Origin of the sequence: Sphingopyxis sp. (genome assembly GCF_040216815.1) — a bacterium.
GTDB lineage: Bacteria > Pseudomonadota > Alphaproteobacteria > Sphingomonadales > Sphingomonadaceae > Sphingopyxis.
This window is the reverse complement of record NZ_JAVJOJ010000004.1, coordinates 38,744-52,128: the sequence shown is the minus strand read 5'-3', so window position 1 is coordinate 52,128 and position 13,385 is coordinate 38,744. Positions and strand designations below refer to the sequence as shown.

The window sequence follows — 13,385 nt, the reverse complement described above, 5'->3', positions numbered from 1 at the left end:
AGGCCGCCGCATGTTTCGCGGTTTCCTTACCCGCCGCGCCGAATGGCCGGCGCGCATTCCCGATCCCGACGCGCCGCCGCCGCTGAACCTGCTGTGGCGCGAGATCGGGTCGCTGGCGCGCGCAATCGGCGGGCGCATCCGCCCCCTGCCCCCCGAACCCAATCCCGACAGCGCGCATCCGCCGGTGATGGTGCTCCCCGGTTTCCTGTCGGGCGACTGGGCGACGAAGGGGCTGCGCGCCGACCTGCGCCGCGCGGGCTTTCGCTGTTACGCCTGGGGGCTGGGTTTCAACCGCGGCGCGACCCCCGACATCATCGAACGGATCGACACGCGTGTGCAGTGGATCATCGACCGTACCGGCTATGCCCCCGCGCTGGTGGGATGGTCGCTCGGCGGCATCTATGCGCGCGAATATGCTAAGCATCATCCGGGCAAGGTCGCGCGGGTCGTCACTTTGGGCTCGCCCTTTTCGGGCAGCCGCCGCGCCAACCGCGCGTGGCGGCTCTATCACCTGATCGCGCGTCACCCGGTCGACAATCCGCCGATCGACTTTCACCCCGCGCCGCGCCCGGAAATGCCGACCTTTGCGCTATGGTCGAAGCATGACGGCGTGGTCGCGGTGAACAGCGCACGCGGTCTGCCCCACGAAAGCGACCGACAGGTCGAGGTAGATTGCGGCCATATGGGCTTTGCCTATGCCGCTACCTCGGTCGCCGCGATCGTCAAAGCGCTGACCGAAGAGGTATCGCAAGCCGAATGATCCACCCCATCGCATCGCGACAGGGAGGCATGATATTCAGCACACGTCGATGCGCCAGGCGGGCGCAGCGCGCCATTCCATCAGAATCCGCCCCGGTCGCTTGCCCGGCCGCCCGGTCGAGACAAAGCCGGCCCGCCGCAGCAGCGCGCGCGAGGGCTCATTATCGGGATGGCATTCGGCAACGATCCGTGTGCCGGGCCGCGATGCCGCGAGCGCCGCGACCACCGCGCGCACCGACTCGGTCGCGATGCCCTGGCCGCGTACGCGCGCCGCGAACCAATAGCCGATTTCATATTCGCCGCCCGCCCGGCGATGCACCCCGATCACGCCATATAGGTCGACGCCGCTGGCGTCGCGGACGGCGTGAAAGACATCGCCGCCGCCCGACCCCGCGATCAACGCGCGGGCGTCGGCTTCGGTGAAGGGCGCGGGCAGGAAATGAACGCGGGACGTCACCGTTTCGTCGGTGATCGCGGCGAGCGCGCGCGCATCGTCCGCAAGCAGCGGTGTGATGCGGCAATGGTCGGTCGACAGGGCAAGCAAAGTATCGGTCATGTCGCGTCTTCTTCTCAAAACGCGCGCCGCGACCGGATTTTGGGTTTGGTGATGTGATGACAACCATTCGCCTTCCGGACACGGCGGCGATGGTCACAGGTGATGCCATGCCGCTCCTATGTAAAGGAGCGCCAATACGCCGTGAATCGGGTGGATCGGTCGTTGGTCATCGTGGGTGTGGCTAGCCGCTCGCCTATCCGCGGTCAATCCCGGGTCTTGACGATCGCATATTACGCACTATTTAAAGTTACATGAAACGCGACAGCCGACTCTCGGGCGTGCTCCACGTCCTGCTCCACATGGCCGAAGCGGGCAGGCCGCTGACCTCCGAGCAGCTGGCGAAGGCGATGCAGACGCACGCGGTCGTGATCCGCCGCATTCTCGCCGGGCTGCGCGACAAGGGTTTCGTCCACAGCGAAAAGGGTCATGGCGGCGGCTGGACGATCGCGAAGCCCCTCGCCGACATCACGATGCGCGATGTCTATGACGCGATCGGGCGGCCCAGCCTGATGGCGATGGGCAACCGCACCGAGGCACCCGGCTGCCTCGTCGAACAGGCGGTCAACGCTGCGCTCGACACCAGCTTTCAGGACGCCGAGGCGCTGCTGCTCGCGCGCTTCGGCGAAGTGACGCTCGCCGCACTCGCCGCCGATTTCCACGCGCGCATGGCCGCGCGTTCCCTCTCCCCCACGACGCAGGAGCATATCCATGGCTGAAGGCGCGCAGCATTTCCTCGACAGCTTCCAGGACCCCGCGGCGGTCGCGCACTATACCGAAGGGCCGCGCCGCTTCGTTCCCGGCCTCGACGGTCTCCACCGCATGACCGGGCTGCTGCTTGCCGAACGCGTGCCCGCCGACGCACATATCCTCGTCCTGGGTGCCGGCGGCGGCAGCGAGATGAAGGCGATGGCCGAGGCTCATTCAGGCTGGTGCTTCACCGGCATCGATCCTGCCGGCCCGATGCTCGACCTCGCGGCCAGGGTGATGGGTCCGAACGCACACCGCGCCCGGCTGATCGAAGGCATGATCGACGATGCGCCGGAGGGGCCGTTCGACGGCGCGACCTGCCTGCTCACGCTCCATTTCCTCGACACCGAAGAGCGCATCCGCACCGCCGCCGAACTGCGGAAACGCCTCAAACCCGGCGCGCCCTTCGTCGCCGCGCACGGCAGTTTCCCGCAAGGGCCTGGCGAACGCGACCGCTGGCTGAACCGCTACGCATCCTATGCCATCGCCTCGGGCGGCGATCCCGATCAGGTCGCCAAAGGCCGCGAAGCGGTCGCCACTCATGTCGCGATGCTCAGCCCCGAAGCCGACGAAGCAGTACTGCGCGCCGCGGGCTTCACCGGAGTCGAACAATTTTATGCCGCCTTCACCTGGCGCGGCTGGGTTGGCTATGCGTGACGGCAGATAACTAGCCGTCGCCCCCGCGAAGGCGGGGGCCGCTGTCGGTTTATGCAGCGCCGCTGAATTAGGCCGCAACCGGCCCGCCCTCGCGACGATCATGGAAATGTTAGCTCTCGCTTCCTCGCCTCGTCGCGCAACGGAAGACTTGCCTCGATCATTTATACAATATATTGCGTAATATATTGTATAAATGATCGAGGCAAAAGACAGATGAACATCAGGCCATGGGCAGCCATTCTGGCGGCCGCAGTGATTTCGTTCGCGACCGCCGCGACGGCGCAGGACGCTCCGCTCACCGCCGCCGAAAAGCAAGCCGTGGTCGAACAGTTGGGGGCGACGCTTGAGGCAAATTATGTCTTTCCCGCCAAGGCGAAGACCATCACAGCGGCGCTACGCCAGCACCTCGATAAGGGAGATTATGACACGGTGTCCGACCGGCGCGCGCTCGCGCGTGAATTGACCGACGATCTGATCGCCGCGAGCAACGATCTGCATTTCGCGGTCGGGGTCGATCCCGAATGGGTTGCCGACTATGCGGCGCGGCAGGACCCCGCCCGCGCCGCCGCGCGCCGCGAAGAAGAGCGCCGCGACGAGGCCCGGCAGAATTTCGGCTTTGCGGGCCTGCGCTATCTGGACGGCAATATCGCCTATGTCGATCTCACGCATTTCGCCGACCCCGAACTCGGCTACGACGCCGCAGCGGCGGCAATGCGCTTCATCGAGAATGGCGACGCCGTGATCTATGATCTGCGCTACAATAATGGCGGCCATCTGGAAATGGCGCAGCTGCTGCTGAGCCAGCTCTTCCCGGCCGACAAGGATCAGGAATTGTTCGATTATTATTATAATCTCGATGGCCGCCGCGTCGAGCGCGGCCAATGGGTGCTTCCCGCTCTCCCCGCGAAACGGCTGACCGGAAAACCGGTCTATGTCCTCACCGGCTCGACCAGCTTCTCCGCCGCCGAATGGTTCGCCTATACGCTGAAGAAGCTCGGCCGCGCGACGCTCATCGGCGAACGCACCGCGGGCGGCGCGCATCCGGTTGACCGTAAGCCCATCGGTAGCGACTTCTTTGTGCAGGTTCCGATGGGCCAGATCCGCGACCCCGTCGACCACGGCGATTTCGAAGGGCAAGGCGTCGTCCCCGACCACCCGGTCGCCTCGGCCGACGCGCTCGCCTTCGCACACAGCCTCGCGCTCGCCGATCTTGCAAAGGCAGACCCTGCGAAACGCGCCGCCGCCGACTGGTTCGCTCCGCTGCTCGCACCGCGTCCGCGGCTGTCCGCCGCCGCGCTCCGGGCGATGACCGGTCGCTACGAAGGACGCCGCATCGACCTTGTCGAGGGCAGGCTCTTCTATACATGGCGCGAACGCCTCCGTCTGGCGCTCCAACCGCTCGGCGCCGACCTGCTTGCGATCGAAGGGGTGCGCGACTTCCGCTTCCGCATCCTGCGCAAAGGCGGCAAGGTTGTCGCACTCGAACGCATCAACCGCGATGGAACGACCCAAAGCTATGCCCACCTCCCCTAAGCTTGCTTCCGAACTCGACGACATCTCCTTCCTCGGCAGGCTGAGCGAGGCGTTGAGCAACCGGATCGAGGAACAGACGCGCGACCTGTTCGACGACGCCGGCATCACCGTGCCGGTGCGTTCCTGCTCGCTGCTCACCGAGCTCGGCGAGGCGGGCGAAGCCTCTGCCGCCGAGCTTGCCCGTGCGCTCGGTCAGTCGCATCAGCTCGTCGTTCAGAAATGCCCGGCGCTGCTTCGCCTCGGCCTCGTCACCCAGCACGCCGACCCCGCCGACGCCCGGCGCAAAATGTTCCGGCTGACGGCCGAGGGGCGCGATCAACTCGCCCGCATCACCGCCTATCGCTCAAAGATCGGCGCCGCCTATCGCCAACTCGCTGCCGAGGCGGGCGACGTCCATGGCGCTATCCTGCGGACGCTCGACGCACTCGCCACAAGACCGCTCCGCGACCGCCTTTGAATCAAAGCGTGCGAAACATCACCAGCGCATCGGCGAAACCCTCGGCCGGATGCGCGAAGGCGCCCGGCAGCCGGCCGACGACCTCGAACCCCAGTGATTGCCACAGGCCGATCGCGCGGACATTGGTGCTGACGACGAAGTTGAATTGCATGGCCCGAAAACCCCGCGCCTTGGCATGGTCTATCGAATGCTGACACATCGCGCGGGCAACGCCGCGTCCGGTCGCCGCCGCGCCCGTCATATAGCCCGCATTGCACACATGTGCGCCGCCGCCCGCCTGATTGGCGCGCAGATAATAGGTGCCAAGGATCGCGCCGCTCTCATCGGTCGCGACGAACACCTCTTTGTCCGCCCCGAACCAATAGGCGAGCGCCGCCGCCTTCGGCATCGCGCGGTCGAGCGCATAGGTTTCGCCCGCGCGGATCACGGGTTCAAGGATCGCCCAGATTGCGGCGGCATCGGCGGATACGGCAGGTCGGATCAGCATCGAACTTGCCTATGCCGTTGCTCCGGCTCCGGCAACCCGCACTAGGCCAAGCACGCCTCGGCGATCGCCGCGACATGGCGCAGGTCAGTCCCGCAGCAGCCGCCGACGACGCGGATCTGGGGGGAAACGCTCGATCAATGCGCGATGTCGAGCCGCAAGGTCGGCAGGATCACCGACATCAAGCTCGGTCATCGCATCGAGTTCGGCATGACTAAGGCACGAGGCGTTCGCGCGCACCCCGCCGATCCGTGCGGTCCACGGCGCATCCGCATCGAGCACGCCGTCGAAATGCGTGGGGTGTGCGCAGTTGATCATATAATAGGCGGGATAAACCCCCGTCGCCGCGTCAACGGCCCCGATTGCCTCGCCAAGGGCATCGCCCGTGGGCAGTCGACCATCGGTCTCGACCGTGAAGCTGATCGCGACCGGCAGCGCCAGCGCCTTCGCCGCGTTCGCGATCCCCACCGCTTCGGGAATATTGGTCATTGTGATCGCGGCCAGCATCTCGACCCCCGCCGCCGCCAGCACGCCCGCCTGATGGGCGTGATAGGCCTGCGCCTCGTCGACCGACATGATCCTGCCCGGATCGTAACCATCCCCCCGCGGGCCTATACAGCCGCTGATCACCGTCGGCACATCGGCATATTCCGCGCGCAGTCCCCTCAACAGGTCGATCGCCGCGCGATTGAGCGCGTCGAGTTCGGCCACCGACAACTCCAGCGGCCCGGCCCAGTCGGGACTCGCGCGCCAGGTCGCGCTTTCGAGCACCAAACCGGCGCCGGTGCGCCGCGCAAGCTCCAGAAAGTCGCGATAATAGGCCTTGAGCACATCGAGGCGTTCGTCCGACGTGAAGAGCGTCACCGACGAAAACAAAGGCAAATCTATGCCCTTGTTGAACAATATATCGGTTTCGAGCCCGGCATCGGTCAGAAAAAACCGGTCCATCTGCGGCAAGGAAGAGTTCGCGATACGTCGCCCCCGTCACCTATTTGCGGCGATATTACCGGTGAAGCGGCAGGCTGTCCATCGGAGCTGTCAGCCCGCCGCTATCCCAGAAACGGCGCGACCACATCCGCCGTCACGCGCAGTGGGCGCCCGCTGGCCTTGTCGAGCAGCGCCCACACTGTCCGCGCGCGAACGTGGACCTTGCCGTCGTCACCCGTAAATTCCATGAAGCGGTCGAACTTGGCCCCCTGCGGCTTGTCGGCGACCCAGGTGCGCGCCGTTACCGTCTCGCCGGGACCAAGCGCGCGCAGATAGTCGATTTCGTGCCGCACGACGACCCAGATATAGGCGTCCTTGTGGCTCTGCGGCGCCGCCGCGTCCCAGTGCCCGGTCGCAACCTGCTGAATCCACTGGACCCAGACGGCATTGTTCACATGGCCAAGCTCGTCGATGCTGTCGGGCGTGGCGGTGAGTTGGAGGGTGAAGGATTTCATCGACGTTGTTTAGCCTCGGCACGGCACGACAAAAAGCCTCGTCATTGCGAGCTGAGCGAAGCAGTTCAGCGCGGGTTTACGCCACGCTGGATTGCCGCGTCGCTACGCTCCTCGCAATGACGACCCGTAAAGTCTAGGCCAGCTCCACCGTCGTCACCATATAGCCCGCGTCGCGCAGCGAGGCGACGAGGCTGTCGAGATGCTCGCGGTCGCGCGCCTCGCATTCGATGTCGGTGATCAGGCCCTTGGCCGGCAAGGTCGTGAAGATGCGCTGGTGATAGATTTCGATGATGTTGACCTGTTTCTCGTCGAACAGCTTCATCACCTTGAACAGCGCGCCCGGCCGATCCTGCAACCGGACGCGCAGCCGCGCGATGCGGCCCGAGCGCGCAAGGTCGCGCAGCAGCACATTGGCGAGCAGGCGCGTGTCGATATTGCCGCCGGTAAGCACCAGGCCCACCTTGCGCCCCGCGAACTCTTCGGGATGCGCGAGCATCGCGGCGAGCCCGGCGGCGCCCGCCCCCTCCACGACCGTTTTCTCGATCTGGAGGAGCAGGCTGACAGCGCGTTCCAGATGCCGTTCGGCGACGAGCACGATGTCGTCGTTGAGTTCCGCCACGATCTTGCGCGTATATGCGCCGGGCGCCTTCACCGCGATCCCTTCGGCGAGCGTATCGCCTTCGCACGCCATGTCGACGCCGTTGAGTTCGGCGTACATCGACGGATAAAGCTCGGCCTGCACGCCGACGAGGCGCATGTCGTTCTTGATCCCGCGCGCCGCGGTCCCCATGCCGGCGAGGAGCCCGCCGCCGCCGATCGGCACGATCAGCGTGTCAAGCTCCGGCACATCCTCGAGCATTTCGAGCGCGACCGTGCCCTGCCCCGCCGCAACATGCGGATGGTCGAAGGGATGCACGAAGGTCAGCCCGCGTTCGACCTCCAGCAGCCTCGCGTGGGCATAGGCGTCGTCGAACGTCTCGCCGTGCAGCACGATCGTCGCGCCATGGCTCGCGGTCTGCGACACCTTCACCTGCGGCGTCGTCTTGGGCATCACGATCGTCACCGGGACGCCAAGCCGTTTGCCGTGGTAGGCAAGGCCCTGCGCGTGATTGCCCGCCGACGCCGCGATGGCGCCGCGCGCTTTGGCCTCATCGTCGAGCAGCAGCAGCGCATTCAATGCGCCGCGTTCCTTATAGGCCGCCGTAAATTGCAGATTCTCGAACTTCAGCCACACCTCGGCGCCGACCAGCTCGGACAGGGTCTGCGACTTCAGCGTGGGGGTTCGCACCACCGCGCCGTTAATTCGCCCCGCCGCCGCGCGCACATCGTCCAATGTGATCGCCGGAAGATCGGCGGCGGATGTCAGGGTGAGTTGATCGGTCATAACGGCAAGCGCCCTAGCCCATCTGGCGCGCGAAGCAAACAATGCTATGGACCCGGTATGAACGAACAGAAATTGCGCATCGGCTTCATCGGCACCGGCGTCATGGGCGGGCCGATGGCGGGGCATCTCGCGAAAGCGGGACACGACCTCACCGTCTACAACCGCACCCGCGCCAAGGCCGACGCCTGGGTGGCACAATATGGCGGCACCGCGGCAGCGACCCCCGCCGAGGCCGCTCGCGACGCCGATGTCGTGCTCAGCTGCGTCGGCAACGACGACGATCTGGCGCAGGTGGCATTGGGCCGCGACGGCGCGTTCGGCGCGATGCGCAGCGGCGCGCTTTTCGTCGACCACACCACCGTCTCCGCACGCATCGCGCGCCAGCTTTCGGTCGAAGCCGAGGCGCGCGGCCTCCTCTGCCTCGACGCGCCGGTTTCTGGCGGCGAGGCGGGCGCGCAGAACGGCACGCTCTCGATCATGTGCGGCGGCAGCACGGCCGCGTTCGACGCCGCCGCGCCGGTGATGCAGGCCTATGCCGCGCGCATGGTGCATATCGGTGGTCCCGGCGCCGGACAGACGACCAAAATGGTCAACCAGATTGCAATTGCCGGGGTAATTCAGGGCCTGTCCGAAGCGCTACGCTTCGCGCAGGCATCGAAGCTCGACACCGACAAGGTGTTCGAGGCCGTGTCGGGCGGCGCCGCGGCGAGCTGGCAGATGCTCAATCGCTGGGGCACGATGGCGAAGGACGAGTTCGATTTCGGCTTTGCCGTCGACTGGATGCGCAAGGACCTGGGCCTGGCGATCGACGAAGCGCGCGTCAACGGCGCGACGCTGCCCGTCGCCAGCCTTGTCGACCAATTCTACGCCGATGTGCAAAAGGCGGGCGGTGGGCGCAGGGATACCAGCTCACTCGTGACGAGACTGCCGAAGTGAGGGGCATCGCAATGCTGCTTTCACAAACGGAAAAGAACAGGTGCATCCCCGCGAAGGCGGGGACCCATCTCCGGTCGGTTCAAAATGGCGCCGTCACGAGATCGGCTCCCGCCTTCGCGGGAGCACACAGCTTTTTCCGCTTCAGCAAAACAAGTCGCGCTGCACCACCCGCTTGCGGGAGGGGATTATCGGCCGCTCTCATCGCCCTCCTCCTCGCCGCCCCCGCGCACGCCGACACGCTGATCGACAATGTCAACGGCATCACGCTCGACAAGGAGGGCAAGCTCGTCCGCTTTACCGGGCTGGTCATCAACAAGGACGGCAAGGTCAAGGAACTGCTCGACCGCAAGGACAAGCGCCCCGAACGCCCCGATTTCAAAGAGGATGGCAAGGGCAAAACGCTGATCCCCGGCCTGATCGACGCGCACGGCCATGTCATGGGCCTCGGCTTTTCGTTGATGCTGCTCGACCTGTCGGACACGAACAGCCTGGCCGAGGCGCAGGCGGCGATCCGCCAATATGCCGCCGAAAATCCCGAAATGCCGTGGATCATCGGGCGCGGCTGGAACCAGGAAAAATGGGGGCTCGGCCGTTTCCCGAACGCTGCCGACCTCGACGCCGCGGTGCCGAACCGACCCGTCTGGCTGGAGCGCGTCGACGGCCATGCGGGCTGGGCGAACAGCGCGGCGATGGCGGCGGCCAAGGTCACGGCCGCGAGCCGGTCGCCCGAAGGCGGGCGGATCGAGATGGCGGGCGGCAAACCGAGCGGCGTCTTCGTCGATGCGGCGATGCGCCTCATCGACGGCGCCAAGCCCAAACCGCTCGCGCGCGACCTCGACCGCGCCTTTCTCCTCGCGCAGCAAAAGCTGCTCGAACAGGGGATCACGGCGATCGCCGACATGGGCACGACGATCGAGGAGTGGCAGGCCTATCGCCGCGCCGGCGACAAGAAACAGCTCGCGGTGCGTATCCTCTCCTATGGCGGCGATATCGACAATATGGCCATGATCGGGGGGCCCGAACCGACGCCGTGGCTCTATGACGACCGGCTCCGCATGGTGGGGGTGAAGCTCTATCTCGACGGCGCGCTGGGATCGCGCGGTGCGTGGCTGAAAGCGCCCTACGCCGACGCGCCGGGTCAAAAGGGCCTACCGCTGCTTACCCCCGCGCAGCTGCGAAACAAGATGGTGCGCGCGTCGATGGACAAGTTCCAGGTCGCGATCCACGCGATTGGCGACGCCGCCAATGCCGAAGCGCTTTCGGCCATCGCCGACCTCACGACCGACCTCCCCGGCGAGCGCCGCTGGCGCATCGAACATGCGCAGGTGATCGACCCCGCCGACATGGCGCGCTTTGCCAGCCTGAACGTCGTCGCGTCGATGCAGCCGGTCCACCAGACGAGCGACCGGACGATGGCCGAAGCGCGCCTCGGCCCCGACCGCCTGAAGGGCGCCTATGCGTGGCGCAGCCTTCAGAATGCGGGCGTCCGCCTCGCCTTCGGCTCCGACGTGCCGGTCGAGAGCGCCAATCCCTTCGTCGGTCTTGCCGCCGCCATCGCGCGCACCGATGCAAAGGGCGAGCCCTTTGGCGGCTGGCGCCCCGAGGAAGCGGTGAGCCGCGAAACCGCGATCGACGGCTTCACGCGCACCGCCGCCTACGCCGCTTTTGCCGAGGATCGTATCGGCACGCTGGTGCCGGGAATGCGCGCCGATTTTCTGATTGTCGATACCGACCCGCTGCTTGCCAGTCCCGACGATATTCGCCGCATGACTCCGCTCGAAACCTGGATCGGCGGCTATCGCTATTACAAGCGGAAGGAGGGCGCCCCCCTTGGCCGGTGACACGCCCTCTCGCCGCGCGCTTCTCGCCGGAATCGCCGCGCTGCCGGTCGCGACCGCCGCGGCGGCGGCCGAGCGTCAGGAACGCCGATCCAAAAAGCGCAAACCCGCGCGGCCCCAGGTCCAGCATGTCGACGTCGCGATCATCGGCGCCGGCGTGTTCGGTGCGTGGACCGCGTGGCACCTCACCCGCGCGGGCAAGTCGGTCCGGCTCTTCGACGCCTATGGCGCGGGCAATGCCCGGTCCTCCTCCGGCGGGGCCAGCCGCGTCATTCGCATGGGTTATGGCGCCGACACCATCTATTCGGAAATGGCGCGCGACTCGCTCGCATATTGGAAGGATCTTTCGGAGACGGCCAGCACGCCGATTTTTTACAACACAGGCGTGCTGTGGTTCGCGCCCGAGGGCGATCCCTATACCGCGCAGTCGCTTGCCTGGCTCCAGGCGAACCGCGTCGGGCACGAACATGGCGATGTCCGCTGGCTCCAGGATCAATATCGTCAGATTCAATTTTATCAGGGCGAAGCCGGCATCCTCGAAACCGAAGCGGGCGCGCTGATCGCGGCGCGGGGGGTGCAGGAGGTGATCGCCGACGCGCGAATCGAAGTCGAGCGCGTCGTCATGCCCGCCCCGCTCTTCTCGAAACGGACCAGGCGCCACACGCTGCCCGACGGCGGCACTGCCGACCATCTCGTCTATGCCGCGGGGCCATGGCTCGCCGAACTTTTCCCGCAGCAGTTGATGGGCCGGATCGTCGCGACGCGGCAGGAGGTCTATCATTTTGGCGCTCCGCAGGGCGATACGCGCTTTGCCCCGCCCGAGCTTCCCGTCTGGGCCGACTTCAACAACGGTCGCATCGTTTACGGCATTCCCGACCTCGAAGGCGCGGGGTTCAAGATCGCGTTCGACACGCACGGCCCCGCGATCGATCCCGACACGATGGAGCGCGAACCGACACCCGCGGGAATCGCCGCCGCGCGCGCCTATGTCGCGCGGCGCTTTCCGGGGCTCGCCGGCGCCCCGCTGATCGGCGCGCGCGTCTGCCAATATGAAAATAGCGCGAACGGCGACTATCTGATCGACCGTTTTCCGGGGCAGGAGCGCGTATGGCTCGTCGGCGCCGGATCGGGGCACGGCTTCAAGAACGGCCCTGCGGTCGGCAAGCGCGTCGCGGCGCATATTCTCGACAAGAATCTGGCGGTCGAACCGCGCTTCAGCTTTGCGAGCAAGGGCACGGTGGCAGGGCGGACCGTCTTTTAGTTCGTCATTGCGAGCGCAGCGAAGCAATCCAGTGTTGCGTAATCCGCTCTGGATTGCTTCGCTGCGCTCGCAATGACAGGAAATATGGGGCCAGAATGAAACTCACCGATTGCCACAATATCGACGATTTCCGTGCGCTCGCGAAACGGCGCCTGCCCTGGCCGGTATTCGACTATATCGACGGCGCCGCCGACGACGAGGTGACGCGCCGCCGCAACCGTGAGGCGTTCGACAGCTGCGACCTCGTCCCCCGCGTGCTCGCGGGAGTTGCAAGCGTCGATATGAAAACGACGCTGTTCGGGCGCGAGATCGCGATGCCGCTCTTCCTCTCGCCGACCGCGCTTCAGCGGCTTTTCCACTGGCAGGGCGAGCGCGCGGTGCTGCGCGCCGCCGCCAATGCGGGCACGGTGGCGGGTATATCGAGCCTCGCCACCGTCAGCCTTGCCGAAGCGGGCGCGCTGACCGATGGCCCCAAACTTTTCCAGCTCTATGTCCACCATGACGAAGGGCTGAACAAGGCGATGCTCGACGCCGCGCGCGAGGCGAAGTTCGACGCCGTGGCGCTCACGGTGGATACCATCGTCGGCGGCAACCGCGAACGCTGCCTCCGCTCGGGCTTCACCTCGCCGCCGCGCTTCACCGCGTCGAACATGCTGAGCTACGCGATCAAGCCCGGCTGGGGACTGAATTACGTCCTTCGCGAAAAATTCAGCCTACCGAACCTCGCGACGCATGTGTCCGAAGGATCGAGCGTTCCCAAATCGGTCGCCGACTATTTCACGACGATGCTTGACCAGAACCTTGACTGGAAACGCGCCGAGGCGATCCGCAAGCAATGGGACGGTCCCTTTTGCCTGAAGGGAATCGCCGCGGTCGAGGATGCGAAGCGCGCTGTCGACATCGGCGCGACCGCGATCATGGTGTCGAACCACGGCGGGCGGCAATTGGATGGCAGCATCGCCCCCTTCGATGCGCTCGCCGAGATTGTCGACGCGGTCGGCGACCGGATCGAGGTGATCTGCGACGGCGGCATCACGCGCGGCACACATGTCCTGAAGGCGCTGTCGGTGGGCGCAAAAGCCTGTTCGGGCGGGCGCCTCTACCTCTACGCGCTCGCCGCGGCGGGTGAGGATGGCGTCGCGCGTGCGATCGCCCTGCTCCGCGCCGAGATGGAGCGCGGGATGAAACTGATGGGGGCAAAAACCCTCGGCGAACTGTCGCGCGGAAATCTGCGCTGGCGTTGAGGCCGAAGATCGGGCGAACCCAAGGCTTCCAATACGAACGCGCACGAAAAAGGGGACGGCCTCCCCCGAAGCCGCCCCCTTCGCGCG

At 66.1% G+C, this 13,385-nt stretch carries 15 protein-coding genes; 9 read left to right on the top strand and 6 right to left on the bottom strand.

The window, feature by feature from the left end; all coding sequences use genetic code 11:
- The first annotated feature begins 10 nt into the window (after nucleotides 1-10).
- Nucleotides 11-760: an esterase/lipase family protein gene (locus RIA72_RS04040; RefSeq protein ID WP_350031088.1), complete on the top strand. Its 750-nt coding sequence runs from the start codon at nucleotides 11-13 to the stop codon at nucleotides 758-760.
- Between the two features lie 36 nt (nucleotides 761-796).
- Here RIA72_RS04040 and RIA72_RS04035 read toward each other — a convergent pair whose 3' ends face one another.
- Nucleotides 797-1,315 (bottom strand): GNAT family N-acetyltransferase, encoded by a 519-nt coding sequence (locus RIA72_RS04035; RefSeq protein WP_350031087.1) that lies wholly within the window; start codon nucleotides 1,313-1,315, stop codon nucleotides 797-799.
- Between the two features lie 251 nt (nucleotides 1,316-1,566).
- On the opposite strand from RIA72_RS04035, the gene RIA72_RS04030 reads away from it, so the two are divergent.
- From RIA72_RS04030 to RIA72_RS04015, 4 genes are all read left to right on the top strand, one after another.
- Nucleotides 1,567-2,031 carry an RrF2 family transcriptional regulator gene (locus tag RIA72_RS04030; RefSeq protein ID WP_350031086.1) on the top strand — a complete coding sequence of 155 codons (465 nt, stop codon included), beginning with the start codon at nucleotides 1,567-1,569 and terminating at the stop codon, nucleotides 2,029-2,031.
- Nucleotides 2,024-2,719: a class I SAM-dependent methyltransferase gene (locus RIA72_RS04025; protein WP_350031085.1), complete on the top strand. Its 696-nt coding sequence runs from the start codon at nucleotides 2,024-2,026 to the stop codon at nucleotides 2,717-2,719. Before RIA72_RS04030 ends, RIA72_RS04025 begins: the two co-directional genes overlap by 8 nt.
- A gap of 213 nt (nucleotides 2,720-2,932) precedes the next feature.
- On the top strand, nucleotides 2,933-4,252 hold the full coding sequence (locus tag RIA72_RS04020; protein WP_350031084.1) for a S41 family peptidase: 1,320 nt from the start codon (nucleotides 2,933-2,935) through the stop codon (nucleotides 4,250-4,252).
- The gene (locus RIA72_RS04015; protein WP_350031083.1) at nucleotides 4,236-4,709 is read left to right on the top strand and encodes a MarR family winged helix-turn-helix transcriptional regulator; all 474 of its coding nucleotides are present in this window, start codon (nucleotides 4,236-4,238) and stop codon (nucleotides 4,707-4,709) included. The genes RIA72_RS04020 and RIA72_RS04015 overlap by 17 nt, the downstream gene beginning before the upstream one ends.
- A gap of 1 nt (nucleotide 4,710) precedes the next feature.
- Here RIA72_RS04015 and RIA72_RS04010 read toward each other — a convergent pair whose 3' ends face one another.
- The 5 genes from RIA72_RS04010 to RIA72_RS03990 all read right to left on the bottom strand — a co-directional run bounded on the left by RIA72_RS04010 (nucleotide 4,711) and on the right by RIA72_RS03990 (nucleotide 8,019).
- Nucleotides 4,711-5,196, bottom strand: coding sequence for a GNAT family N-acetyltransferase (locus RIA72_RS04010; RefSeq protein ID WP_350031082.1), 486 nt, complete (start codon nucleotides 5,194-5,196; stop codon nucleotides 4,711-4,713).
- Between the two features lie 41 nt (nucleotides 5,197-5,237).
- On the bottom strand, nucleotides 5,238-5,312 hold the full coding sequence (locus RIA72_RS04005) for a homocysteine S-methyltransferase family protein (protein ID WP_350031678.1): 75 nt from the start codon (nucleotides 5,310-5,312) through the stop codon (nucleotides 5,238-5,240).
- Nucleotides 5,281-6,141, bottom strand: coding sequence for a homocysteine S-methyltransferase family protein (locus RIA72_RS04000; RefSeq protein WP_350031081.1), 861 nt, complete (start codon nucleotides 6,139-6,141; stop codon nucleotides 5,281-5,283). Before RIA72_RS04000 ends, RIA72_RS04005 begins: the two co-directional genes overlap by 32 nt.
- 101 nt (nucleotides 6,142-6,242) lie before the next feature.
- Nucleotides 6,243-6,635, bottom strand: a complete 393-nt coding sequence (locus RIA72_RS03995; RefSeq protein ID WP_350031080.1) for an acyl-CoA thioesterase — start codon at nucleotides 6,633-6,635, stop codon at nucleotides 6,243-6,245.
- A 133-nt stretch (nucleotides 6,636-6,768) separates the two neighbouring features.
- Nucleotides 6,769-8,019 carry a threonine ammonia-lyase gene (locus RIA72_RS03990; RefSeq protein ID WP_350031079.1) on the bottom strand — a complete coding sequence of 417 codons (1,251 nt, stop codon included), beginning with the start codon at nucleotides 8,017-8,019 and terminating at the stop codon, nucleotides 6,769-6,771.
- Nucleotides 8,020-8,076: 57 nt separating this feature from the next.
- Between RIA72_RS03990 and RIA72_RS03985 the strand changes: the two genes are divergently transcribed.
- From RIA72_RS03985 to RIA72_RS03970, 4 genes are all read left to right on the top strand, one after another.
- Nucleotides 8,077-8,955, top strand: a complete 879-nt coding sequence (locus tag RIA72_RS03985; protein WP_350031078.1) for an NAD(P)-dependent oxidoreductase — start codon at nucleotides 8,077-8,079, stop codon at nucleotides 8,953-8,955.
- A gap of 11 nt (nucleotides 8,956-8,966) precedes the next feature.
- On the top strand, nucleotides 8,967-10,796 hold the full coding sequence (locus tag RIA72_RS03980) for an amidohydrolase (protein ID WP_350031077.1): 1,830 nt from the start codon (nucleotides 8,967-8,969) through the stop codon (nucleotides 10,794-10,796).
- Nucleotides 10,786-12,054 carry an FAD-dependent oxidoreductase gene (locus tag RIA72_RS03975; protein ID WP_350031076.1) on the top strand — a complete coding sequence of 423 codons (1,269 nt, stop codon included), beginning with the start codon at nucleotides 10,786-10,788 and terminating at the stop codon, nucleotides 12,052-12,054. The genes RIA72_RS03980 and RIA72_RS03975 overlap by 11 nt, the downstream gene beginning before the upstream one ends.
- Before the next feature lie 95 nt (nucleotides 12,055-12,149).
- Complete coding sequence (locus RIA72_RS03970; RefSeq protein WP_350031075.1) at nucleotides 12,150-13,298, top strand: alpha-hydroxy acid oxidase; 1,149 nt, start codon at nucleotides 12,150-12,152, stop codon at nucleotides 13,296-13,298.
- Nucleotides 13,299-13,385: the final 87 nt, after the last annotated feature.

Bases quoted from the DNA above. Each gene is read 5' to 3' on its own strand.
- RIA72_RS04040 (WP_350031088.1), top strand. From the start codon at position 11: ATGTTTCGCGGTTTCCTTACCCGCCGCGCCGAATGGCCGGCGCGCATT.
- RIA72_RS04035 (WP_350031087.1), bottom strand. From the start codon at position 1,315: ATGACCGATACTTTGCTTGCCCTGTCGACCGACCATTGCCGCATCACA.
- RIA72_RS04030 (WP_350031086.1), top strand. From the start codon at position 1,567: ATGAAACGCGACAGCCGACTCTCGGGCGTGCTCCACGTCCTGCTCCAC.
- RIA72_RS04025 (WP_350031085.1), top strand. From the start codon at position 2,024: ATGGCTGAAGGCGCGCAGCATTTCCTCGACAGCTTCCAGGACCCCGCG.
- RIA72_RS04020 (WP_350031084.1), top strand. From the start codon at position 2,933: ATGAACATCAGGCCATGGGCAGCCATTCTGGCGGCCGCAGTGATTTCG.
- RIA72_RS04015 (WP_350031083.1), top strand. From the start codon at position 4,236: ATGCCCACCTCCCCTAAGCTTGCTTCCGAACTCGACGACATCTCCTTC.
- RIA72_RS04010 (WP_350031082.1), bottom strand. From the start codon at position 5,196: ATGCTGATCCGACCTGCCGTATCCGCCGATGCCGCCGCAATCTGGGCG.
- RIA72_RS04000 (WP_350031081.1), bottom strand. From the start codon at position 6,141: ATGGACCGGTTTTTTCTGACCGATGCCGGGCTCGAAACCGATATATTG.
- RIA72_RS03995 (WP_350031080.1), bottom strand. From the start codon at position 6,635: ATGAAATCCTTCACCCTCCAACTCACCGCCACGCCCGACAGCATCGAC.
- RIA72_RS03990 (WP_350031079.1), bottom strand. From the start codon at position 8,019: ATGACCGATCAACTCACCCTGACATCCGCCGCCGATCTTCCGGCGATC.
- RIA72_RS03985 (WP_350031078.1), top strand. From the start codon at position 8,077: ATGAACGAACAGAAATTGCGCATCGGCTTCATCGGCACCGGCGTCATG.
- RIA72_RS03980 (WP_350031077.1), top strand. From the start codon at position 8,967: ATGCTGCTTTCACAAACGGAAAAGAACAGGTGCATCCCCGCGAAGGCG.
- RIA72_RS03970 (WP_350031075.1), top strand. From the start codon at position 12,150: ATGAAACTCACCGATTGCCACAATATCGACGATTTCCGTGCGCTCGCG.